The 19575-nt window shown below is 71.3% G+C and carries 23 protein-coding genes; 7 read left to right on the forward strand and 16 right to left on the reverse strand.

Translation table 11 applies throughout. The features are described from left to right. Positions 1-28 precede the first annotated feature (28 nt). Positions 29-559, forward strand: coding sequence for a hypothetical protein (locus tag SALPAC2_RS0100320; RefSeq protein WP_026184255.1), 531 nt, complete (start codon positions 29-31; stop codon positions 557-559). 18 nt (positions 560-577) lie between these two features. On the opposite strand, the gene SALPAC2_RS0100325 is transcribed toward SALPAC2_RS0100320, so the two are convergent. After that, positions 578-1177 (reverse strand): DUF3000 domain-containing protein, encoded by a 600-nt coding sequence (locus SALPAC2_RS0100325; RefSeq protein WP_018214644.1) that lies wholly within the window; start codon positions 1175-1177, stop codon positions 578-580. 163 nt (positions 1178-1340) lie between these two features. Between SALPAC2_RS0100325 and hemE the strand changes: the two genes are divergently transcribed. From hemE to hemQ, 3 genes are read left to right on the forward strand one after another with little or no spacing between them, the layout of a single operon-like run. Beyond that, positions 1341-2438, forward strand: a complete 1098-nt coding sequence (hemE, locus tag SALPAC2_RS0100330) for a uroporphyrinogen decarboxylase (RefSeq protein WP_018214645.1) — start codon at positions 1341-1343, stop codon at positions 2436-2438. Positions 2439-2443: 5 nt separating this feature from the next. Next, complete coding sequence (hemG, locus tag SALPAC2_RS0100335) at positions 2444-3853, forward strand: protoporphyrinogen oxidase (RefSeq protein ID WP_018214646.1); 1410 nt, start codon at positions 2444-2446, stop codon at positions 3851-3853. After that, a complete protein-coding gene (gene hemQ / locus SALPAC2_RS0100340; RefSeq protein WP_018214647.1) occupies positions 3850-4551 on the forward strand; it encodes a hydrogen peroxide-dependent heme synthase in 702 nt (233 codons plus the stop codon). The genes hemG and hemQ overlap by 4 nt, the downstream gene beginning before the upstream one ends. Before the next feature lie 103 nt (positions 4552-4654). Here the strand turns inward: hemQ and SALPAC2_RS0100345 are convergent, their stop codons facing one another. Continuing rightward, the gene (locus tag SALPAC2_RS0100345) at positions 4655-5002 is read right to left on the reverse strand and encodes a YybH family protein (protein ID WP_026184256.1); all 348 of its coding nucleotides are present in this window, start codon (positions 5000-5002) and stop codon (positions 4655-4657) included. 149 nt (positions 5003-5151) lie between these two features. On the opposite strand from SALPAC2_RS0100345, the gene SALPAC2_RS0100350 reads away from it, so the two are divergent. Then, complete coding sequence (locus tag SALPAC2_RS0100350; protein ID WP_018214649.1) at positions 5152-6036, forward strand: LysR family transcriptional regulator; 885 nt, start codon at positions 5152-5154, stop codon at positions 6034-6036. Positions 6037-6107: 71 nt separating this feature from the next. On the opposite strand, the gene SALPAC2_RS0100355 is transcribed toward SALPAC2_RS0100350, so the two are convergent. The 6 genes from SALPAC2_RS0100355 to msrB all read right to left on the reverse strand — a co-directional run bounded on the left by SALPAC2_RS0100355 (position 6108) and on the right by msrB (position 10060). After that, positions 6108-6560 carry a GNAT family N-acetyltransferase gene (locus tag SALPAC2_RS0100355; protein WP_018214650.1) on the reverse strand — a complete coding sequence of 151 codons (453 nt, stop codon included), beginning with the start codon at positions 6558-6560 and terminating at the stop codon, positions 6108-6110. Continuing rightward, a complete protein-coding gene (locus SALPAC2_RS0100360; RefSeq protein WP_018214651.1) occupies positions 6544-7497 on the reverse strand; it encodes a cytochrome c biogenesis CcdA family protein in 954 nt (317 codons plus the stop codon). Before SALPAC2_RS0100360 ends, SALPAC2_RS0100355 begins: the two co-directional genes overlap by 17 nt. A 1-nt stretch (position 7498) precedes the next feature. Beyond that, entirely contained in the window at positions 7499-8080 is a 582-nt protein-coding gene (locus SALPAC2_RS0100365; RefSeq protein WP_018214652.1) for a TlpA family protein disulfide reductase, read from the reverse strand. Between the two features lie 140 nt (positions 8081-8220). Continuing rightward, entirely contained in the window at positions 8221-8481 is a 261-nt protein-coding gene (locus tag SALPAC2_RS0100370) for a hypothetical protein (protein WP_018214653.1), read from the reverse strand. A 149-nt stretch (positions 8482-8630) separates the two neighbouring features. Further along, the gene (locus SALPAC2_RS0100375; protein WP_018214654.1) at positions 8631-9191 is read right to left on the reverse strand and encodes a CGNR zinc finger domain-containing protein; all 561 of its coding nucleotides are present in this window, start codon (positions 9189-9191) and stop codon (positions 8631-8633) included. Positions 9192-9649: 458 nt separating this feature from the next. Further along, entirely contained in the window at positions 9650-10060 is a 411-nt protein-coding gene (gene msrB / locus SALPAC2_RS0100380) for a peptide-methionine (R)-S-oxide reductase MsrB (protein WP_018214655.1), read from the reverse strand. A 47-nt stretch (positions 10061-10107) separates the two neighbouring features. Between msrB and ligD the strand changes: the two genes are divergently transcribed. Continuing rightward, the gene (gene ligD / locus SALPAC2_RS0100385; protein ID WP_018214656.1) at positions 10108-11133 is read left to right on the forward strand and encodes a non-homologous end-joining DNA ligase; all 1026 of its coding nucleotides are present in this window, start codon (positions 10108-10110) and stop codon (positions 11131-11133) included. Positions 11134-11137: 4 nt separating this feature from the next. On the opposite strand, the gene SALPAC2_RS0100390 is transcribed toward ligD, so the two are convergent. The 5 genes from SALPAC2_RS0100390 to SALPAC2_RS0100410 form a co-directional block, all read right to left on the reverse strand. Next, on the reverse strand, positions 11138-11590 hold the full coding sequence (locus SALPAC2_RS0100390; RefSeq protein WP_026184257.1) for a GNAT family N-acetyltransferase: 453 nt from the start codon (positions 11588-11590) through the stop codon (positions 11138-11140). A 45-nt stretch (positions 11591-11635) separates the two neighbouring features. Next, complete coding sequence (locus SALPAC2_RS0100395) at positions 11636-13207, reverse strand: alpha/beta hydrolase (protein ID WP_018214658.1); 1572 nt, start codon at positions 13205-13207, stop codon at positions 11636-11638. Positions 13208-13238: 31 nt separating this feature from the next. Further along, a complete protein-coding gene (locus SALPAC2_RS0100400) occupies positions 13239-14348 on the reverse strand; it encodes an ATP-dependent DNA ligase (protein ID WP_018214659.1) in 1110 nt (369 codons plus the stop codon). A gap of 113 nt (positions 14349-14461) precedes the next feature. Further along, positions 14462-14944, reverse strand: a complete 483-nt coding sequence (locus tag SALPAC2_RS0100405; RefSeq protein ID WP_018214660.1) for a GNAT family N-acetyltransferase — start codon at positions 14942-14944, stop codon at positions 14462-14464. 153 nt (positions 14945-15097) lie between these two features. Further along, positions 15098-16018 (reverse strand): DNA-3-methyladenine glycosylase family protein, encoded by a 921-nt coding sequence (locus SALPAC2_RS0100410; protein WP_018214661.1) that lies wholly within the window; start codon positions 16016-16018, stop codon positions 15098-15100. A 634-nt stretch (positions 16019-16652) separates the two neighbouring features. Here SALPAC2_RS0100410 and SALPAC2_RS27140 point away from each other — a divergent pair. Beyond that, complete coding sequence (locus tag SALPAC2_RS27140) at positions 16653-17021, forward strand: hypothetical protein (protein ID WP_162561269.1); 369 nt, start codon at positions 16653-16655, stop codon at positions 17019-17021. Positions 17022-17216: 195 nt separating this feature from the next. Here SALPAC2_RS27140 and SALPAC2_RS0100415 read toward each other — a convergent pair whose 3' ends face one another. The 3 genes from SALPAC2_RS0100415 to SALPAC2_RS0100425 all read right to left on the reverse strand — a co-directional run bounded on the left by SALPAC2_RS0100415 (position 17217) and on the right by SALPAC2_RS0100425 (position 19554). Then, positions 17217-17606: a VOC family protein gene (locus SALPAC2_RS0100415; RefSeq protein WP_018214662.1), complete on the reverse strand. Its 390-nt coding sequence runs from the start codon at positions 17604-17606 to the stop codon at positions 17217-17219. A 104-nt stretch (positions 17607-17710) separates the two neighbouring features. Beyond that, positions 17711-18568, reverse strand: a complete 858-nt coding sequence (locus tag SALPAC2_RS0100420) for a spermidine synthase (protein WP_018214663.1) — start codon at positions 18566-18568, stop codon at positions 17711-17713. Next, positions 18568-19554 carry a hypothetical protein gene (locus SALPAC2_RS0100425; protein ID WP_018214664.1) on the reverse strand — a complete coding sequence of 329 codons (987 nt, stop codon included), beginning with the start codon at positions 19552-19554 and terminating at the stop codon, positions 18568-18570. The genes SALPAC2_RS0100420 and SALPAC2_RS0100425 overlap by 1 nt, the downstream gene beginning before the upstream one ends. Positions 19555-19575 lie beyond the last annotated feature (21 nt).

Raw genomic sequence — 19575 nt, forward strand, 5'->3', positions numbered from 1 at the left:
CCCGTCGGCCGCGCCCATGGACAGCACCATGCCGTTCCCGACCGTCGACGCCCCGGTCGAGCAGCCGATGGCGGCCCCGCCGATGATGTCGGGTCCGCCGCCGACGTCGGGTCCGCCGATGTCGGGCCCGCCGTTTGGTACGGCTGCTGGCGGTGTGCGGCCGGCTCGGGCGACGGTGATTCTGGCCGTGGTGGCGGGACTGCTGTTCCTCACTGGTGGGGTGATGACCGGTCTGTTCGTGAATACCACTGGTGATCTGAACCGGGCGGAAGAGCGGATCAGCGAGCAGGACGTGACCATCGAGGCGACCAGCGTCGAGTTGGAGCAGGTCAAGGTCGACCTGCAACGGGCTCAGGAGACGCTGGCGCGTACCCAACAGGATCTCACCGGTACCCAGAACGACCGGGACGAGCAGGCCCGGCAGAAGGAGGTTATCGCCAGCTGCCTGGACAAGCTCAACACCGCGCTCACCGCGGCGGCGTTCGGCGATGCGGAGGCCTTCGAGGAGGCCAACGAGGGCCTGGAAGAGGTGTGTGCAGAGGCCGACGACTATCTCTGACCGGGCGCGCCCCGGCGCTCAGGGTCGTGCCGGCGGTGCGGCGCTCAGGGTCGTGCCGGCGGGGCGGCGCTCGGGGAGCGCCGTCACTCCGGGCGGCGGGAGGCCGGCGGTCGAGGCGAGCAGGGTGCACCAGGCGTGCAGATGCGGCACGAGCGCGTCGTCCACCGGCGTCCAGGATGCCCGGATCTCGACGTCGCCGGCCGCCGGTGGCCCAGCCAGACCACCGAACCGGGTGGACATGGTCTGCGTGACCGTCCCCCCGATCGCCCGGTGCCGGGCGTTTCGCACCCTGAGGGCGTCCGTCAGCCAGGCCCAACCCACCTCTGGCAGGAGCGGGTCGGCGGCCAGATCCACCTCAAGCTCGGCAGTGACGTACGTAACCAGTCGGAGCGTGCCCTGCCACGCCTCGTGCCCGGCGGGGTCGTGGAGGAGGATCAGACGTCCGTTCGCCACCTCGTCGTCGTCCCGGAGGACGGTCGCGGCGAGGGCGAAGGCGAAGGGGGCCAGCCGTTGGGGTGCGCCGACCTCTTCCAGCTGGATCTCGGTCCGGGTGGCGGCCGATCGCAGCCCGTCAACCGCGCGGGCGAACGTCTCCGGGAACGCGGTCGGGGGGGTCATTACTGAAGCGTAAGGGTCCCCGGGCCAGCCGATTCGGCGGCACGCCGGGAATCGGGACGGCTGGGCGGCCGCGTCCGGACCCGAATGCCGTTTTGCCGGCGCGGATCACACGATGTGACGGTGACGACGGGACGGGGCGGGCGGCGTGGCACGATGGGCCACGATGAGCACCGAGACCACGGGCGCCGCCGCCCGAGACGAGGGGCCGCGCCCCGGTGATCCGGCCGATTCCCCCTTCGTTCGTGCGTGCCGGCGCGAGCCCGGCCCGCACACTCCGGTCTGGTTCATGCGGCAGGCGGGCCGCTCCCTGCCGGAGTACCGGAAGATCCGGGCGAACGTGGCGATGTTGGAGTCCTGTCGCCGGCCAGAACTGATTACCGAGATCACTCTCCAGCCGGTGCGCCGGCACGGGGTTGACGCGGCGATCCTCTTCAGTGACATCGTGGTGCCGGTCGCCGCCGCCGGGGTGGCGTTGGACATCGTCCCGGGCACCGGCCCGGTGGTGACCGATCCCGTCACCGCTGCTGCGGATGTGGAGCGGATCCGGCCGATCACCCGCGACGATGTTCAGTATGTGGACGAAGCGGTCCGGATGCTGGTTAGTGAGCTGGGTGCGACCCCGCTGATCGGCTTCGCCGGCGCCCCGTTCACCCTCGCCAGCTACCTCGTCGAGGGGGGCCCGTCGCGTAACCACACGAAGACCAAGGCCCTGATGTACGGCGACCCGGACCTGTGGCATGCCCTGGCCGGCCGGCTCGCCGAGGTGGCGCTGGCGTTCCTGAAGGTGCAGATTGACGCCGGCGTCTCCGCCGTGCAGCTCTTCGACTCCTGGGCCGGCGCCCTCTCCGAGGCCGACTACCGCCAGTACGTGCTGCCGCACTCCCAGACGGTCCTCGCCGGCCTCGCCGACGCGGGCGTTCCCCGGATCCACTTCGGGGTGGGCACCGGCGAGCTACTAACCGCGATGGGCGAGGCCGGCGCGGACGTGGTCGGCGTGGACTGGCGTACGCCGCTGGATGTCGCCACCCGTCGGGTCGGCCCGCAGCGGGCGGTGCAGGGAAACCTGGATCCGTGCCTGCTGTTCGCCCCGTGGCCGGTGCTTGAGGCCGAGGTCCGGCGGGTGCTGGCGCAGGGGCGTGCCGCCCCCGGACACATCTTCAACCTCGGCCACGGGGTGCTACCGGAGACCGACCCCGACGTCCTGACCCGGCTGGTGGCCCTGGTCCACGAGTTGACCGCTCGGGAAAGCGGAAGGAGCTGAGTGGCATGGCGACACCATGGCGGATCGCGGTGGTCGGCGGTGGCATCGCCGGCCTCGCCGCCGCCGTCCAGCTGAGGGACCACGCTCCCGCCGACACCGAGGTGACGGTCTACGAGCGCAGCGACTCCCTCGGTGGCAAGCTGCGCACCGGCGAACTGGCCGGCGCTCCGGTGGAGTTCGGCGCGGAAGCGTTCCTGATGCGCGACGGCACCGGCGGGGAATCGGCGGCGGTGACCCTGATCCGCCGGGTGGGGTTGGCCGACGACATCGTGCACCCCACCGTCGGGCAGGCGGCGCTCCTAGTCGACGGTGAGCTGCATCCGTTGCCCCGAGGCACGCTGATCGGCGTACCCGGTGATCTCGCGGCGGTGGCGGCGGTGGCCCACCCGACCGCGGAGGCCGATGTGGACACCGGTCGGCCGTTACTTCCCCCCGACGCGGACGTCACGGTGGGCGAGTTGGTTCGGGCCCGACTGGGTGGCGAGGTCGTCGACCGGTTGGTGGAGCCGATGCTCGGCGGCGTCTACGCCGGCCGCGCCAACGACCTCTCCCTGGCCGCCACGATGCCCGCGCTGGCCCGAACCGCCCGGATCGAACACACCCTGGTCGGCGCGGTCCGCGCGGCGCAGGCGGCGGCGCCGCGGTCACCCGGTACGCCGTTCTTCGGCACCCTGGCCGGTGGCCTCAGTACCCTGGTCGAGGCCGCCGCGTCGACCAGCGGCGCCACGATCCGGCGGAACGCGACGGTCCGGGCGCTGACCCCGGCCGGCGCCGGCTGGCACCTGACCGTCGGCCCGAACGGTGACGCGGAGCAGGTCCACGCCGACGCCGTGGTGCTGGCCGTGCCGGCCCGGCCGGCGGGGCGGCTGCTCGCCGATGTCGCCCCGGCTGCCGCCGAGAACGTCGGTGACCTCGCCTACGCCAGCATCGCCCTGGTTACCCTCGCGTTGCCGGCGACGGAGCTGCCCGGGCTCTCCGGCCTCCTGGTCCCGGCCGGCGAGGGGCTGCTGATGAAGGCGTCCACCTTCTTCACCACGAAGTGGGGGCACCTGCGCCGGCCCGACGGGTTGACCCTGGTCCGCGCCTCGATCGGCCGGTACGGGGACGAGGCGCAGCTGCAGCGCCCGGACGGGGAGCTCGTCGACACCGTGTACCGGGAACTGTCGGCGGTGCTCGGTGCCGAGCTGCCCACCCCCATCGCCACCCACGTGCAGCGCTGGGGTGGGTCGCTGCCGCAGTACGCGCCGGGCCACTTGGAGCGGGTGGCGTCGGCGCGGGCGACGCTGCGGGCACAGCGGCCAACCCTCGCGCTGGCGGGAGCCGGCTACGACGGCGTCGGGATTCCGGTCTGTATCCGTTCCGGCACGGCGGCGGCCGACGAGATCATCACTGCATTGAAGGGTTCCGGGACATGACCGAGCAGACCAACGCGGCCCGGCTGAACGAGCTGAACGCGACGATCCGATACACCATGTGGTCGGTGTATCGGGCGAACCACGCCCTGCCGTCACTACGCGAGAACGTCACCGCGGAGGCGACCGCCTTCTTCGACGAACTGGCCGGCGAGGACGTGACCATCCGGGGCACGTACGACGTGGCCGGGCTGCGCGCCGACGCCGATCTGATGATCTGGTGGCACTCCTCGTCGAGTGACGCGCTCCAGGACGCGTACCTGCGGTTCCGGCGTACCACGCTGGGGCGTTCGCTGACCCCGGTCTGGTCCCAGCTCGGGCTACACCGGCCGGCGGAGTTCAACAAGAGCCACATCCCGGCGTTCCTCGCTGGTGAGCAGGCCCGGGACTATCTCTGCGTGTACCCCTTCGTCCGCTCGTACGAGTGGTATCTGCTGCCGGACGCGGAGCGGCGGGAGCTGCTGGCCGAGCACGGCGGGATGGCCCGCGGCTACCCCGACGTGCGGGCCAACACGGTCTCCTCGTTCGCCCTCGGCGACTACGAGTGGTTGCTCGCCTTCGAAGCCGACGAGCTGCACCGCATCGTTGACCTGATGCGGGACCTGCGGGCCTCCCGCGCCCGCCGGCACGTCCGGGAGGAGATCCCGTTCTACACCGGCCGGCGCCGCACGATCGCCGACATCATCGCCAGCCTGCCCTGACCGTGCCGCCCGCCCCACCCGGCGGTGGCCCGGCCGGCTCCGCCGCTCTGGCAGCCGAGGGGCCTCGGCTGATCGCTGGGTGTGGGTAGGGCGTTCGGGGGAGTCATGCCGAGGTCGGTGTGGTGAACTCCGGCTGGTCGAGCACCCGTAGCCAGGACCCGTCGGGTTGGCGGCGGACGACCTGTGCCCGAGCGCCCGCGCCGTCGCTCGGCGGCGTCGAGGTGAGGGCGAGGTCGCCGCAGACCAGCGTGGGCAGCGGCGCTTCCGGGGTGAAGTGTGGCCGGTTGGCGAGTACCTGCTCCCACCGGGTCTGGATCGCCGCGCGCCCGACGGTCTGGTGGCCGGGTGGGTAGGCCATGACCGCGTCCGGTTCGTAGAGTGCGGCGACGCCCGCGGCGTCGCCGGCGTTGGAGCGTTCGACGAACAGCCGGGTGAGGTCCTCGGGCTGCATGGCTTTCGTCCGGTTCGACATGGGTGTTCCTCTCGATGTTTCCGGCGGAGCGAAGCGTTTCTTCCGGCGCCTGCCTCCGGAACCAAGCCTGCCCGCGGTGACATCAGAAGTCCAACAGATGATTTTTATGAGAGCTAGAATCTCTCGTTATGGAATTGCGGCAGCTGGAATACTTCGTCGCCGTCGCCGAGGAGGCCAGCTTCACCCGGGCCGCCGAGCGGGTACGGATCAGCCAGCCCGGAGTGAGTGCCCAGATCCGCGAGCTCGAACGCGAACTCGGCGCCACCCTCATCGACCGCTCCACCCGAAGGGCGAGCCTCACCGAAGCCGGCCGGGCCGCGCTCGAACACGCCCGGGCCGCGCTCGCCTGTTCTGACGCGATGAAGCAGGCGGTCGGCGACGTGGTCGGACTCATCCGCGGTCGGCTCACCGTCGGCATGGTCATCGGGTGCACGATCACCCCGTTCTTCGACGCCCTGGCGGCGTTTCACCACGCGCACCCCGGTGTGGAGATCACCCTGCTCGAGCACCACTCGGCCCGGCTCCTCCGGGACGTCCAGGCCGGTGCTGTCGACCTCGCTCTCATCGGCACCGCCGATCCCGTGCCGGCCGGCTCGAACTCCCTCACGATCATCAGCGAACCACTCGTCGCCCTCGTCCCGCCCGGGCATCTCCTCGCCCGGAAAGCGGCAGTGACCGTGGCCGACCTCGCCGACCACCCACTGGTGTGCATGCCCGAGGGCACCGGCATCCGTACCGTCCTGGACCGGGCCTGCGCCCGGCACCACGTCCGGCCGACCATCAGCGTCCAGGCCAGCGCCGCGGACGCCATCGCCGACCTCGCCGCCCGTGGGCTGGGCGTGGCCGTCCTCGCCGAGTCCATGACGCGGGACCACCACGGCCGCCTGATCGCGCTGCCGATCGTCGACCTCGCCGAGCCGGCCCTGCTGGCCCTGGTCTGGGGCGGTACGAAGAGCCCAGCCCTCGATCGACTGGTCCGGCACTGCCGCGACACCTTCGCTACCGGGCCGTGATCCCGGGCCCCGGCCCGGTAGCGATCCGCGGTGTTCTACACCGCCCCGGTGTGCTCCTGCGCCCCGGTGTGCTAAGCCGCCGGTGTGTCCCGGCGCATCGGCGTGTGCAGAATGCCGTCCTCGAGGTACTCCGGCCCGGTGACCGTGAACCCGTGTCGGGTGTAGAAGTCGACCAGCTGTGACTGGGCTTCCAGGGTGCACGGGCGTTCGCCGACCTCCACGAGGGCCGCGGTCATCAGCCGGCCCGCGTACCCCGCGCCGCGCGCCTCCTTCGCCACCACCACCCGTCCGATCTGTCGCCGCCCGCCCGGACCGGCCAGGATCCGCAGGTACGCCACCGGCGTCCCGGCTTGCTCCAGCCAGAGATGGCGGGTGCCCGGCTCCACGTCCCGGCCGTCCAGCTCCGGGTACGGGCACTCCTGCTCCACCACGAACACGTCCACGCGTAGCCGGAGCAGGTCGTGGAAGGTGCGGGCGGACAGGTCGGCGAAGGAGGCGGTCCGGAGTTCAGTGGTGGGCGGCATCCTGCGATGGTAGGTCGCCCGCCGACGCCGACGCCGACGCCGACGCCGACGCCGACGCCGACGCCGACGCCGGCTGCCGGGCGGCGGAGCGCCGTCGGCGAAGCAGCGTGCCGGCGACCGCCGCCGCGAGCAGCGCGGCGACCGCGGCCCCGATCGTCCACGGGCCCAGACCGTCCACCCACCCGCTGATCGTGGTCTGCACCCGACCGGCCGCGTCGATCACCGGGTCGTTAACGTCGCCGCCGGCGAAGAGCCGGATCTCGTACCAGCCGTACCAGGCGACGTAGCCACCGGTCAGCACCAGGAGCAGGCCGGCGATGCGGCCGAGCAGCGGCCCGGCCCGTCGGGTCCGCCGGACCAGAGACTCCCGGGCCAGCGCGACCGCGAGCGCGGCGGCGCCGACCATCAGCCCCATCCCGACCGCGTACGCGACGAAGAGCCCGACCCCGGCGAGCGGGCTGCCCGCCCGGAACCCGGCGACCACCACGGCCAGGAACGGCCCGATGGTGCAGCCGAGGGAGGCGATCGCGTAGGCCGCACCGAAGAGGATCATCGATCCGAAGCTGCGCCGGACCTCGGGACCGTTGGCGATCCGGGGGGCGAAGGTCGGTAGCGCCCGGCCGGCGACGAGCCAGCCGCCGGTGGCGACCAGGGCGAGCCCGATCGCGACCGACACCCAGGGCAGGCGGCTGGCCAGGGCGTCGGCGGCGGGCCCGGCGAGGAGCCCGAACCCACCGAAGACGGCGACGAAGCCGAGGGTCATGGCGGCGGTCAGGGCCAACGCCCGACCCACCGGCGCGAGTGGCCCGCGGCCGTCCGCCGGGCCGTCCCCCAGTACCAGCATCGACAGGTACGCCGGCAGTAACGCGAAGCCGCACGGGTTGACGGCGGCGAGCAGCCCGGCGCCGAGCGCGAGACCGTAGGGGGCGTCAACCATGTCAGGTCAGCTCCGCGACCCGCTCGCGTAGGTCGGCCTCGGAGAGCGAACCCTTGTGGACGACCTTGCCGGTGGAGTCCAGCAGCACGTAGTACTGCTGCGAGACCACCTCGAAGCGCTGCCACACCTCGCCCGCGTCGTCGGCCAGCTGCGGGAAGCCCTCGATGCCGGTGTCCTGAGCGAACCGGCGCATCGCGTCGTCACCGCTGCCGAGCCCGGCCACCCCGACCACGTTCACCCGGTCGGTGTTCTCCTGCTGTACGGCCGCCACTGAGCCGGCCTCACCCCGGCACGTGGGGCACCAGGCGGCCCAGAACCAGAAAACGGTGGGCTTGCCGGCGAGGCTGGCCCCCGTGAACGTGTCGCCGTCGATGGTGCGGGCGGTGAAGTCGAGGGTCTGCGGCACCTCGGCTGTCGGCTCGCCGGTCGGGCTCGCCGCGGCGCCGGCGGGCGCACTGGCAGACGCGGTCGTCGGGGCGGGGGTGGGCTCGTCACCCGCGGCGGTGTCCTCGGAGCTCCCGCAGGCGGAGAGCGCCAGAACGATGGTCAGTGCGATCGGGATTGACCGGGTCATGGTGCGCATGTCCGGATGTTAGCCCGCTGCGGCACCGAGTCTTCTTACCGCTCGCTAACATCGGCGTCCCGAACGCCCCCACGGCTGGTTCCGCCCCGAAACCGCTACCTGGAGTGACTATCCGGCCCTGCCCTGCTGGCCCCGTCCGCTCAGGAGGGTCGGGCTCCGACCGAGTCGCGGACCTGGGCGCCCTCGGTTCCCTCCTTGACCCGGGCACAGTTCGCGCAGCAGAAGAAGCGGCCGGAGACCTCGACGCCGTGGCCTACGATCTTGACCTGGCATTGTTCGCAGATCGGAGCCAGCTTGTGCGCGGCGCACTCGAAGCTGTCGAAGGTGTGCACGTCACCGCTGATCGTACGAACCTCAAACGTCAACCAGTAATCGTTCTCGCAGACCTCACAGGTCGCCATGCTATTCCCCCAAAGTACGGATTCCTGAGGTAAGCGTTAACCATCCACTCCGGGCCGGCAACCGGAATCGGTAAACCAGGTGCGGACGGTCGGCCTTGGTGCACGCGGGCGACTGGCGGGTGTCACGCTCGTCCGGATGGTGGGGCTGTTCACTCCACGGCTGGGCGGGTGTCCTTGCGCCGACGGTCGCGGTACGACCTGGTCTTGTTGCGGTTGCCGCAGACACTCATTGAACACCACGTCTTCGACGCGTTCTTGGAGCGATCATGGAATACCTCTCCGCAGGTCTCCTCATGACAGATCTTGATCCGTCGCCACGTGCCGTCCTGGTCGGCGCGGACTATTGCGCTGAGCACGTTCGCGAGCATTTCGGCCACGCCACCGTGGACGGACACGAGTTGAGCCGTATGGCCGCTAAACGAGGCGCGTAGGGGAATGCGCGCGGCAAGACTTTCCAGTTGGGCGCGGGCGCGCCTGATGCCGGTCTCGTCGCTGTCGTGGCGGGCCTGTAACTCGTTCCGCAGGGCGGTCCGGAGTTGAACCGCGAGATCAAGCTCTGCCGCGCTGGGGTCGCCGGTTGACTGCGGGAAGCCGTGGACAGTCAGCCAGTGGCCGAGGCGCGCCGGCGACCCGAGGTCATCTCGCCCGGACTCCGGGTCTACCGAGTCGCCGAACGCTACGACGAGCTCGAGGTCGCGCGGGTACTCCACCAACTCTCCCCAACACCGCTGAAACGGCTTGACTGGTTGCGTGCATGGTACTACGGTCGGTTCGACACCAGCAAAACTATTTTACTAGTGTCGGAGGGGTGGTATGTATCCGTTGTTTCTCATCGCTACCGCCGAGCAGCATCACGCCGCGCTCCTAGGCAAAACGCAGCTGCCTGCAACAGCGGCCCGCCGGCGCGCCTGGCGCCTCCGACTGGGGCGGCAGCTCGTCAAGCTTGGGGAAGCGATCTCGGCCCAGCCCGGAGGAGGAACCGTCTCCCCGCGCGGAATCGCCTGTTCCAATCGGTGCCCAGCGTGACGTTGCGGTGGCTTGACCTGCTCGACCAGGCCAAAGCGACCTACCTCCCGGGCCAGAGCCTTGGTCGACGCTGGAGTCGATAGCCGTATCCGTTCCGGTCGCGGCCCTCTCGAACGCCGAGCAGCCGCTCCGGTTGGCGCCGTCAGGAGTCGTGCGGCTTCAGCCGGAGGGACACCGAGTTCACACAGTGCCGGGTGTCCCTCGGGGTGAAGCCCTCACCGGTGAAGACGTGCCCCAGGTGACTGTCACAGCGGGCGCAGCGGATCTCCGTCCGGACCATGCCCATACTCCGGTCCTCGATCTCCCGAACCCGCCCGGGAATGGCGTCGTCGAAGCTCGGCCAGCCGCAGTGCGAGTCGAACTTCGCATCGCTGGGGAACAGGTCCAGGTCGCAGGCGCGGCAGTGGTAGACCCCCGGGGTCTTGGTGTTCACGTACTCGCCGATCCCGGGGGCCTCGGTGCCGTGCTCCCGCAGCACCCGGAACTCCTCGGGGCTCAGCCGGACCCGCCACTCGTCCTCGGTGCGGGGCAGTTCACTGTCGTCAAGACTCACCCGCCAACGGTACGTCGAAGGTCGTAGCCATCGCATATGGTCGCGCCATGGGTGGCACGAGGGCCGCAGCCGAAGAGATCGAGGTCGCCGGGCATCACGTCCGGTTGAGCAGCCCCGAGCGGGTGGTCTTTCCACAACGGGGCTTCACCAAGGCCGACGTCTTCCACTACTACCTCGCCGTCGGCCCGGGCATCATGCGAGCGCTCGGCGAGCGCCCGACCACCCTGCAACGCTTCCCGGAGGGGGTCGAGGGGGAGACCTTCTTCCAGAAGCGGGTGCCGGCCCGCGGCGTGCCCCCCTGGCTGCGCACCGCGCAGATCAGCTTCCCCAGCGGCCGGAAGGCGGCCGAGCTCTGCCCGGCTGATCTGGCTCACGTGGCGTGGGCAGCCCAGATGGGCACCGTGGTCTTTCACCCGTGGCCGGTGCGCGCCCGCAACCCGGACCACCCCGACGAGCTGCGGATCGACCTCGACCCGCAGCCCGGCACCGACTTCGCCGACGCGGCGGAAGCGGCGGTCGAGCTCCGCGGGATCCTGGCCGAGCTGGGTGTCCCGGGTTGGCCGAAGACCTCCGGCGGCCGGGGGGTGCACGTCTATCTGCGGATCCAGCCGCGCTGGACCTTCGTCGAGGTCCGTCGGGCGACCATCGCCCTAGCCCGGGAGTTGGAGCGGCGCCGCTCCGACCTGGTCACCACCGCGTGGTGGAAGGAGGAGCGCGGCACCCGGGTCTTCGTCGACTACAACCAGATGGCCCGGGACCGGACGATCGCGTGCGCCTACTCGCTGCGGGCCAACGCCCGCGCCACCGCCTCCGCTCCGCTGGCCTGGGACGAGCTGGCCGACGCCGAACCGGACGACTTCGACCTGCGCAGCGTGCCGGCCCGGCTGGCCGAGCGCGGGGACCCGCACGCCGGCATCGACGACAACCCGTGGGATCTCACGCCCCTGCTGGAGTGGGTCGAGCGGGATGCCGCCAACGGTCAGGGCGACCTGCCCTACCCGCCGGAACACCCCAAGATGCCCGGCGAGCCGAAGCGGGTGCAGCCGTCCAAGGACCGCGACCGCCCCCGCTGAGCCGTCACAGCGGCAGCTTCATGCCCTCGTGGCTGGCGACGAAACCGAGACCCAGATAGAAGCGGTGTGCCTCCTGCCGGGACTTGTCGGTCGTCAGCTGGACCAGCGCACACCCACGCGCCCGCGCCTGGTCGACCGCCCAGGCCATCAGCTGCCGGCCCAGCCCTCGTCCGCGCTGGTCGGAGCGGACCCGGACCGACTCGATCAGCTGTCGCTCGGCGCCGTGCCGGCTGAGCCCAGGAATGTAGGTGAGCTGCATGCAGCCCAGCACCTCGCCGCCGGCCTCGGCGACGACGAGCTGGTTGCGCGGGTCGGCCGTGATCGCCGCGAACGCCTGCTCGTAGCGGGCGTCAACCTGCCCCACCTCCCGGCCGCGCCCCAGCACGTCGTCGGCGAGCAGGTCGAGCACGGTGGGCAGGTCGGCCCGGGTCGCCTCCCGGAAGATCACATCGCTCATCCGGGGAGAGTGCCACAACGGCGCGCGCCCCGGCCGCGACCAAGGTCACTGGGGCGGGCAGCTCTTCCCCTCAGCTGGCACGGTCAGGTCAACCAGGTACGCGTCAACCGCCGCGCTGATGCAGTCCGTCTGCGGATAGGCGGTGTGCCCCTCGCCCTCCCAGGTGAGCACCCGACCCACGCCCAGCATCTCGGCCAGCGCCGGGGTCTGCTCGTAGGGGGTCGCCGGATCCCCCGTGGTGCCCACCACCAGGATCGGCGGCGCCCCATCCGCGGCACCGGTCGGGTACGGGTCCTGGCCGCCGGGCCACTCGGTGCAGGTGAGCAGGCCGACCGCGAGCGCCGGGCCGAACAGCGGGTACTGCTCACGCCACTGCGACTGGAGCTCCCGGATCTGCTCCCGGCTCGGCTTCTCCGCCTCGTCGGCGCAGTTCACCGCGAGGTTCGCGTCGAACAGGTTCGAGTAGGTGCCGTCGGGCTCCCGACCCGCGTACCCGTCGGCGAGTTGGAACACCCCGGTCGCGTCCCCGCCCGCCAACTCGTCGATCGCCTGGGCCAGCTGCTCCCAGCCGGCCTCGGTGTAGAGCGAGGAGACCACCGCGTAGAAGATCCACCCCGGAGTCGCCTCCCGCCCGTCGCCGCCCTGAACCGGGGAGACCCGCGCCTTGTCGATGGCCGAGGTGACCGCCTCCCGCGCACCGGGAGCGATCGGGCAGCGGTCGGGGTTGGTGGAGCACCACAGGGAGAAGTTGTCGAAAGCCCGCTCGAAGCCCTTGGCTTGGCTCTCCGAGCCGGCTACCTGGTCCAGTCGAGGGTCAACGGCCCCGTCCAGCACCAGCGCCCGCACCCGCTCTGGATAAAGTTGGGCGTAGGTGGCGCCGAGCAGGGTGCCGTACGAGTAGCCGAGATAGGTCAACTTCTCGTCGCCGACGGCAGCCCGGATCGCGTCGATGTCGTGGGCCGCCTGCTCCGTGCCGTACAGCTCGAGCTGGTCGCCGTAGCGGTCGCCGCACTCGCGCCCGATCTGTTGGTTCAACTCGACGAGACCGTCGAAGGACTCTTCGCTCTCCGGGTCCGGGTCGTAGCCGAAACTGGCGTCGAGGTTGGCGTCCGAGATGCATTTCACCGGACTGGAACGGGCGACCCCACGCGGGTCGAAGCCGATGATGTCGAAGCGGTCGGTGACCGCGGTGGGTAGACCGCCGAGCGCGGCCGGGAAGGAGAGGTAGACGGCGGTGTCCACGCCGGAGCCGCCCGGCCCGCCCGGGTTGATCAGCAGCGAGCCGATCCGGTCCCGCTGGTTCGTGGAACGGGCCCGCAGCAGGGCGATTTCGAAAGTCTCCCCGGCGCCCGGGCCAGCGGTGGCGGCGGCGCCGTCGGCCCAGTTCCGGGGAACCTGGATCCGGGTGCACTCATAGCGCATGCTCGGTGCGGTACGCCCCACCAACTCCTCGGCCACCTCGGGACAGGCCTGCCAGGTCGGCCCGGCGCCGGACGGCCCCGAGGGCTGCGCCTCGGTGCGCGGCGCGAGCGCCGGCAGGGTGCAGCCGGCGGCGAGAAACGTGCTGGCCAGGAGGAGTACGGCCGGGGCGAACCGGCGGGCGGGGCTGCGAACCACGGGGTGGACCTTTCGGGGTCGGGGTAGCCGGCTACGCCGGCCCGGACGTGGGGCCACCGTGCTCTGGGTCGCCCCGGAGCACCTGATCCACGTCGAACCGGACCGGACGGTCGAGCTGGTCGTAACGGCAGGAACTTGGTTTGCGGTCCGGGCGCCACCGGACGAACTGGGCGGTGTGCCGGAACCGGTCGCCCTCCATCGCGTCGTAGCTCACCTCGACCACCAGCTCCGGTCGCAGCGGCTCCCACTCCAGGTTCTTGGCGCCGGTCCACCGGCTGACCCCGCCCGGGATGCGCTGACCGCGCTGGTGATCGCCGTGCACCCAGGGATGGTCGTCGCCGGCTCCCCGGTATGGCTCCAACTCGTCCACCAGCGCCTTCCGGCGGGCCATCGGAAAAGACGCGCTCACCCCCACATGATGCAGGACGCCCGCGTCGTCGTAGAGCCCGAGTAGGAGTGAGCCGACCACCGGGCCGGACTTGTGCCAGCGGAAGCCCGCCACCACGACATCCACGGTGCGCTTGTGCTTGACCTTGAACATCAGCCGTTTGCCCGGCTCGTACGGCAGGTCGGCGGGCTTGGCGATCAGGCCGTCCAGCCCCGCCCCCTCGAACCGGTCGAACCAGCGGCGCGCGGTGTCCGGGTCAGTGGTGATCTGGGTGACGTGCATCGGTGGCGCGACACCGCCCAACGCCGCCTCCAGCCGGGACCGCCGCTGTGGGTACGGCTGGGCCAGGAGGGACTCGTCGCCGAGGGCGAGCAGGTCGAACGCCACGAAATCCGCGGGGGTGGTCTCGGCGAGCAGATTCACCCGGGAGGCGGCCGGGTGGATGCGCTGGGCCAGCAGCTCGAAGTTGAGCCGGGGCTGGCCGCCCGGCCGATCGCGCTGGATCACGATCAACTCGCCGTCGACCACGCAGCGTTCGGGCAGCTGCCGGCGGGCCTGCTCGACCACCTCGGGGAAGTAGCGGGTCATCAGCTTGCCGCCCCGGCTAGTCAGCTCGACCTCCCCGCCGTCGCGGAACACGATGCACCGGAAGCCGTCCCACTTCGGCTCGTAGGTCATCCCGGTCGCGGTCGGGATCCGCGGGACGCTCTTGGCGAGCATCGGCTCGACCGGCGGGCTGATCGGCAGCTTCACGGCGACCAGTCAACCAGACGGCGCCGACAGCCGTGGGGAGGAACACCAGCCACGGCTGCCCCTTCCCAGGCGCCCAGCAGCCTTGGTCCCGGGTGGGCGCGGGGCCCCTGGATTCAGCAGCGGGACGACACCGTCTTCTCCAGCAGCGCCAGCGGCACGCCGTTCGGGTCCTTGTCGTGGCCCACCAACCGGTAGCCGGAGCGCTGGTAGAGCCGCCGACTCTGCACGCTCTCCGCCCCGGTGAAGAGGGTGAACCGACACACCCGCGCGCCCGCCACCGTCTCGACCGCGCGTAACAGGCGACCACCGATGCCCCGACCCTGCTGGTCGGGGGCGACCGCCAGCCGGCCGATGGCGGCGATGACGCCATCGACGCGGACCCGGACCGAGCCGACGAGTCGATGGCCCAGCCGGGCGGTGAGCACCGTCTGCGGGCCGGCGAGCACGGCCCGAATCTCGTCCAGGGTCTCGGTGAGCGGCGGCAGGAACGGGTCCGCGTAGCGCTGCGCCTCGGCCAGGTACGCGGCGAGCTGGACGGTGAGGATCTCCCCGGCGTCGGCCGGGGTCGCGGGAGCGATCAGCGGGCGAGCGGTCACCGGCCCAGCCAACCACAGCGCCGCGGCCCCATGGTGCCCGAGTCCCTTGACGACAGTCAGCTACCGGAGCTGGTAAATATCGTTACTTCTGGATTCCGCGAAGGGTGGGTGTCGTGCCGGCTCGGGCGCGTCGCTGCACGTCGGCGGGGGGGGCTAGAAGCGCGCGAACGAACGCAGCGGTGCCCGCGGGCCGAACTTCGGAGCGGTGATGCCGGCCGCCGCGAGCAGGACGCAGACCCGACCCCGGTGGCCCCGGAACGGTTCGAGTAGGGCCAGCATCCGGGCGTCGTCGCCGCGCGCCTCGCCGGCGAGGGCCCAGGCCACCGTGTTCGGTACGTGGTAGTCACCGACGCACACCGCGTCCGGATCGCCGTACGAGACGCGGACCACCTCGGCCGCGGTCCACGGGCCGATCCCCGGGACGGCGGTGAGTCGGCGGGTGGCCTCGGCCGAGTCGGCGCACCGTTCCAGCCGGTCGGCCACCGCGGCGGCCCGGCGCAACGTGTCGGCGCGGCGCTGTTCGATCCCGAGGGGGTGGAAGGCCCAGTACGGGGTGGCCGCCACCGCCGCCGGCTCCGGTGGCAACAGCAGCGGCTGCATTGGCCCGGGGGCCACCGCCCGGAAGTGGCGGACCGTGGCGGCGTACGCCCGGTACGCCTCCTTGCCGGTCACCCGCTGTTCGAGGATGGCCCGGAACACCCGGGGAAAGACCTGGCCGCTGGTCGGCAGCCGCAGCCCCCGGTGCCGGGCGGCCAGGTCGGCCACCACCGGGTGCGCGGCGGCCAACTCGGCGAAGCCGGTCAGGTCGTCCCGGAGGCCGGCGAGGGCGTCAGCCTGCTGCACCACCCAGTCGGCGCCGGGGCCGTACCCCTCGGCGACCAGGTGGCCGGCGTCGGGGCGTAGGGCGAGGGTGGCGGGTCCGTCCGGGGTGCGGGTGGCCCACCAGAGCGCCCCGGCGACGATTCGGGCGCAGGGGTCATACGGGCTGAAGGTGAGGGGCCGGACCGACGCGGCCAGCCGGTACCCGGCCGGCGGGTGCAGCAACCGGCGGGCGGTGGGTTCGGTCCCGGACACCCCGACATGCTGTCACCACGCACCGCGACCTGCTGTCAGCGGGTACGCCGACTGTGGTCCGGTCTGCTTTCCGCCCCGACCGGGCCACCGGTGGTGCTGGTGGTCAGCGCCGAATTCACGGGAACTGGGCCGGTGTTAGGACGCCGTGCGGGTTGTCAGGGCATCGGCGTGCGCACGCGGCAGCGTCGCAGTAGCTGGCCGGACCCGGCAAGCCTCTGAGCCTCGATCCACCGATGAAGGTGATCCCGGCAGGACCCCGGATATAGAAATTGCCCTCTGAACTGGAAGGATAGGAGTTCTCAGGCTTTTATCACTCGGTTCGAGAGGGCGCCTCGCAGGTGAGATTACGCTATGACGCGCCATTGAAGGCGCTATCGGAGGACTGCTAGATGCAGGCATCGCCCTCATCGGTCGAGCTGCCTTCGGATCCTCAGTGGCGGTCGCCCTCCGGAATGGGAGGCAAAGCTGCCGTACAAACGGCAGCCAGCGGTGCACGATCCAGCGCGATCTCCGCTGCTGGCGGTGGAGGCAGCGCCGGCGGCGGGAGTAGCGCAGGCGCTCGTCCCGTTGTACCGTCGGTCGGACAGAAGATCTATCGAGTCTATGGAGGCGATTCCAGGGCAGGTGGGGCATCTTGGCCATAGACACCCTCTACCTGAGCTCACTGGACAGTGTTCGATTCGAACGCGTGCGTGAGTGTCGGCTCGAACGCTTCCTAGTGTTCGATACTGGCAAGACTGCGGTAGTTGCCCAGCTGTCGCCAGCAGTGGTCGGGCAAGATTTTAATCGGAATTCCGACATCCAGACGGTGATCTTGGTCCCGCGGCATGAGGATGCTTCTTTGGATCCGGTGAATGAGTTCCCCTGTTTTGTCTTCATTTCAATACCGCGCGCCGAATTCGATATTGTTCGCACTCCAATTGGGCGTGATGAGCTTGAGGTCATCGGCTGGGGTGAGCTGTACCGGACAAGGGAAGATGCCGAGCGACATGCGTTTGATTGAGGGCCATACTCGATACATGGTCTGTGGTTCGTGATTGAGGACGTGGTGTTGATGTAGGTGCCGGACGGGGTCTTTGCCAGGGTTCTCGCAAGGTACTCTGTTGGCTAACTCGCCGTAGCCGCCAGTGCTGGGACTTCGTGCAGCCGTATGTCCTTTACGGGGCCGCGAGGTCGCACTGGTCGCGGTCTCCTGGTTCTAGCCGGGGAACTGCTCGAACATGACCTCGTAGCCGTCCGGGTCCAGGCCGTAGAAGATGCGCGCCCATCCGACGTCTTCCGGGTCGAGGGTCACGGTCAGGCCCTCTTCCTGCCAGAGCCGCCACGTCGCGTCGAGATCCACGGTCGGTACGACGAGGACGAAGCCGAGCCCGACCGGGCCCTGCCTGGTCTGCTGCTCGCGCTCGGCGTGGTGGTAGCCGTGCTGGTGCAGATCCGACAGGATGAGCCAGGTGTGACCGTAGGTCAGGTAGCGCAGCTTCGTCTGCTCGGGCTGTGGAAGGTGCCGGAAGCCGAGCCGTCGGTAGAGATCGAACGACCGGTCGAGATCGCGTACCCGCAGGCCAACCTTCAGCTGTTTCGTCGGCATTCCCGTCATCGTATAGACGCTGCGGATCAGTCGAAAGTGGCCGGCTGGTCGGTATCCGGGTGGGCGGCGGCGCGGCACTACCGGGGCCAGGGTTCAGGCCGTTCTCAACGGTCGACCGAGAAGATCCCCGCTGGGGGTGGTGCGGAGTCGGTGGCGTCGGTGTCGTGGACGACCGGGGCACCCCCGGTGAACCGGATCAGCTCCTCGCCGGCGAGTACCCGGCCCGGGAACCAGTCGCCGGAGACCCGCCGGGTCAGCTCGGGCACCGGTGGGGTGCTGCGGCCGGCGAGCAGCACCAGGTTGCCGAAGCGGCGGCCCCGCAGCACCGCGGCGTCGCCGACCAGCGCCGCCTTCGGTAGCACCGATCGGACGGTGGCGACCTGTCGGCGGGCGTGCCGCAGCGGCGGGCCGTCGGCGATGTTCGCCAGGTACCAGCCGGTGGGTCGGAGGACGCGGGCCACCTCGGCGGCGAACTCCACCGAGGTCAGGTGGGCGGGGGTGCGGGCGCCGGCGAAGACGTCGGCGACCACGATGTCGATGCTGGCGTCCCGGAGGCCGGTGAGGGCTTCCCGGGCGTCGGCGACGCGTACCCGTAGTCGTGGGTTGGGGGGCCAGGGCAGCTCCCGGCGGACCAGCTCGACCAGCGCGCCGTCCACCTCGCAGACCCGTTGGGTCGAGCCGGGACGGGTGGCGGCGACATACCGGGGCAGGGTCAGCGCGCCGCCGCCGAGGTGCAGCAGGCGGAGCGGGGCGCCGGCCGGGGCGAGCAGGTCGATCGCGGCGCCGAGCCGGCGCACGTACTCGAACTCCAGGTGGGTGGGGTCGGTGAGATCCACATGTGACTGCGGTGCGCCGTCGAGCAGCAGCGTCCAGGAGCCCGCCCGGTCCGGGTCGGGGACCAGCTCGGCCACCCCGGTGTTCACCTCGACGGCGGCCCGGTCGGTGGAGCGGCGGCGCCCCATCAGCCCGCACCGCCGGGTGGCTGCGCGGCGGCGGGCGTGGCGCTGCGCGCGGCGGCGACCAGGGCGCGGTGCAGCAGCCGGGAGTCGCCGATCATCCGTCGCAGCCGGCGTTCCAGGCCGGCGATGGGGATCAGATTCTGCGGCGCCCGAGGGTCCTTGTACGGGGTGGAGGCGAAGCGGGGCAGGGTCACCACGGACAGGTCCGCCAACGCGACCGCCGCCGCGATGTCCAGCTCGGTGGAGCACTCCACCCGCACGATGCCCGCCCAGGGAGCACCACCGGCGACCGGCAGCCGCAGGTACCAGGACCAGCCGCCCCACGCGGTGCCGAGCCGGAACACCGGGGAGCGCTGCCCGGCCGTCAGCCCGGTGACCACCGCGGTGAGCCGGGCGTCCAGGTATTGACTGTGCTGGGTTTTCACGTAGCCGAGGGTGCGGGGCAGGAGCCGCCGGTTGCGCAGCGGCCCATCCACCACCAGCAGATCATCGTCGCTGCGGGCGGCGCTGGAGACCGCCACCTCCAGCGCGGTCAGCGGCCCCTGCACCGCCGCCGGCAGCTTGGCCAGCTCGCCGCTGCCGCCGACCCGGTGCACCGGGTAGTGGACGTTGCCGGCGCGCACGTCCACCGCGGACGGGCTGGCGGTGAAGAGCCCCCGCTCCACCCGGGCACCGGCCAGCTCGGCCGCGCCGCGCTCCAGGTCGCAGCGGACCACCCCGGCCGCGTACGAGGCGGCCAGCCCCGGGTACGAGACCCCGTCGGGCTCGGTCAGCCACAGGCTGGCGTCGTTTCGGCGTACCCCGTCAACGAGGAGCACCACGGCCGGGGCGTGCACGCCGGGCCGGGGCCCGACCGCCCGCCAGTCGACCGCGGGCAGCTCGTGGTCGGCCTCGACCCGGGCGCTGCTGGGCGCGGCCGGGCCGTCGGCGGCGGCCTCGAACGAGGCCCCGTACGCCGGGTCCCACGCGTCGACGAAGAAGCGGGTCACCCGGGTCGCCCCCGCCCGCCG

Source organism: Salinispora vitiensis, from assembly GCF_000378825.1.
In the GTDB taxonomy this organism is placed as follows: domain Bacteria; phylum Actinomycetota; class Actinomycetes; order Mycobacteriales; family Micromonosporaceae; genus Micromonospora; species Micromonospora vitiensis.

Excerpts from the sequence above, each read along its gene's own strand:
- SALPAC2_RS0100320 (WP_026184255.1), top strand. The coding sequence starts at position 29 with ATGCCGTTCCCGACCGTCGACGCCCCGGTCGAGCAGCCGATGGCGGCC.
- SALPAC2_RS0100325 (WP_018214644.1), bottom strand. The coding sequence starts at position 1,177 with ATGACCCCCCCGACCGCGTTCCCGGAGACGTTCGCCCGCGCGGTTGAC.
- hemE (WP_018214645.1), top strand. The coding sequence starts at position 1,341 with ATGAGCACCGAGACCACGGGCGCCGCCGCCCGAGACGAGGGGCCGCGC.
- hemG (WP_018214646.1), top strand. The coding sequence starts at position 2,444 with ATGGCGACACCATGGCGGATCGCGGTGGTCGGCGGTGGCATCGCCGGC.
- hemQ (WP_018214647.1), top strand. The coding sequence starts at position 3,850 with ATGACCGAGCAGACCAACGCGGCCCGGCTGAACGAGCTGAACGCGACG.
- SALPAC2_RS0100345 (WP_026184256.1), bottom strand. The coding sequence starts at position 5,002 with ATGCAGCCCGAGGACCTCACCCGGCTGTTCGTCGAACGCTCCAACGCC.
- SALPAC2_RS0100350 (WP_018214649.1), top strand. The coding sequence starts at position 5,152 with ATGGAATTGCGGCAGCTGGAATACTTCGTCGCCGTCGCCGAGGAGGCC.
- SALPAC2_RS0100355 (WP_018214650.1), bottom strand. The coding sequence starts at position 6,560 with ATGCCGCCCACCACTGAACTCCGGACCGCCTCCTTCGCCGACCTGTCC.
- SALPAC2_RS0100360 (WP_018214651.1), bottom strand. The coding sequence starts at position 7,497 with ATGGTTGACGCCCCCTACGGTCTCGCGCTCGGCGCCGGGCTGCTCGCC.
- SALPAC2_RS0100365 (WP_018214652.1), bottom strand. The coding sequence starts at position 8,080 with ATGCGCACCATGACCCGGTCAATCCCGATCGCACTGACCATCGTTCTG.
- SALPAC2_RS0100370 (WP_018214653.1), bottom strand. The coding sequence starts at position 8,481 with ATGGCGACCTGTGAGGTCTGCGAGAACGATTACTGGTTGACGTTTGAG.
- ligD (WP_018214656.1), top strand. The coding sequence starts at position 10,108 with ATGGGTGGCACGAGGGCCGCAGCCGAAGAGATCGAGGTCGCCGGGCAT.
- SALPAC2_RS0100390 (WP_026184257.1), bottom strand. The coding sequence starts at position 11,590 with ATGAGCGATGTGATCTTCCGGGAGGCGACCCGGGCCGACCTGCCCACC.
- SALPAC2_RS0100415 (WP_018214662.1), bottom strand. The coding sequence starts at position 17,606 with ATGCCGACGAAACAGCTGAAGGTTGGCCTGCGGGTACGCGATCTCGAC.
- SALPAC2_RS0100420 (WP_018214663.1), bottom strand. The coding sequence starts at position 18,568 with ATGGGGCGCCGCCGCTCCACCGACCGGGCCGCCGTCGAGGTGAACACC.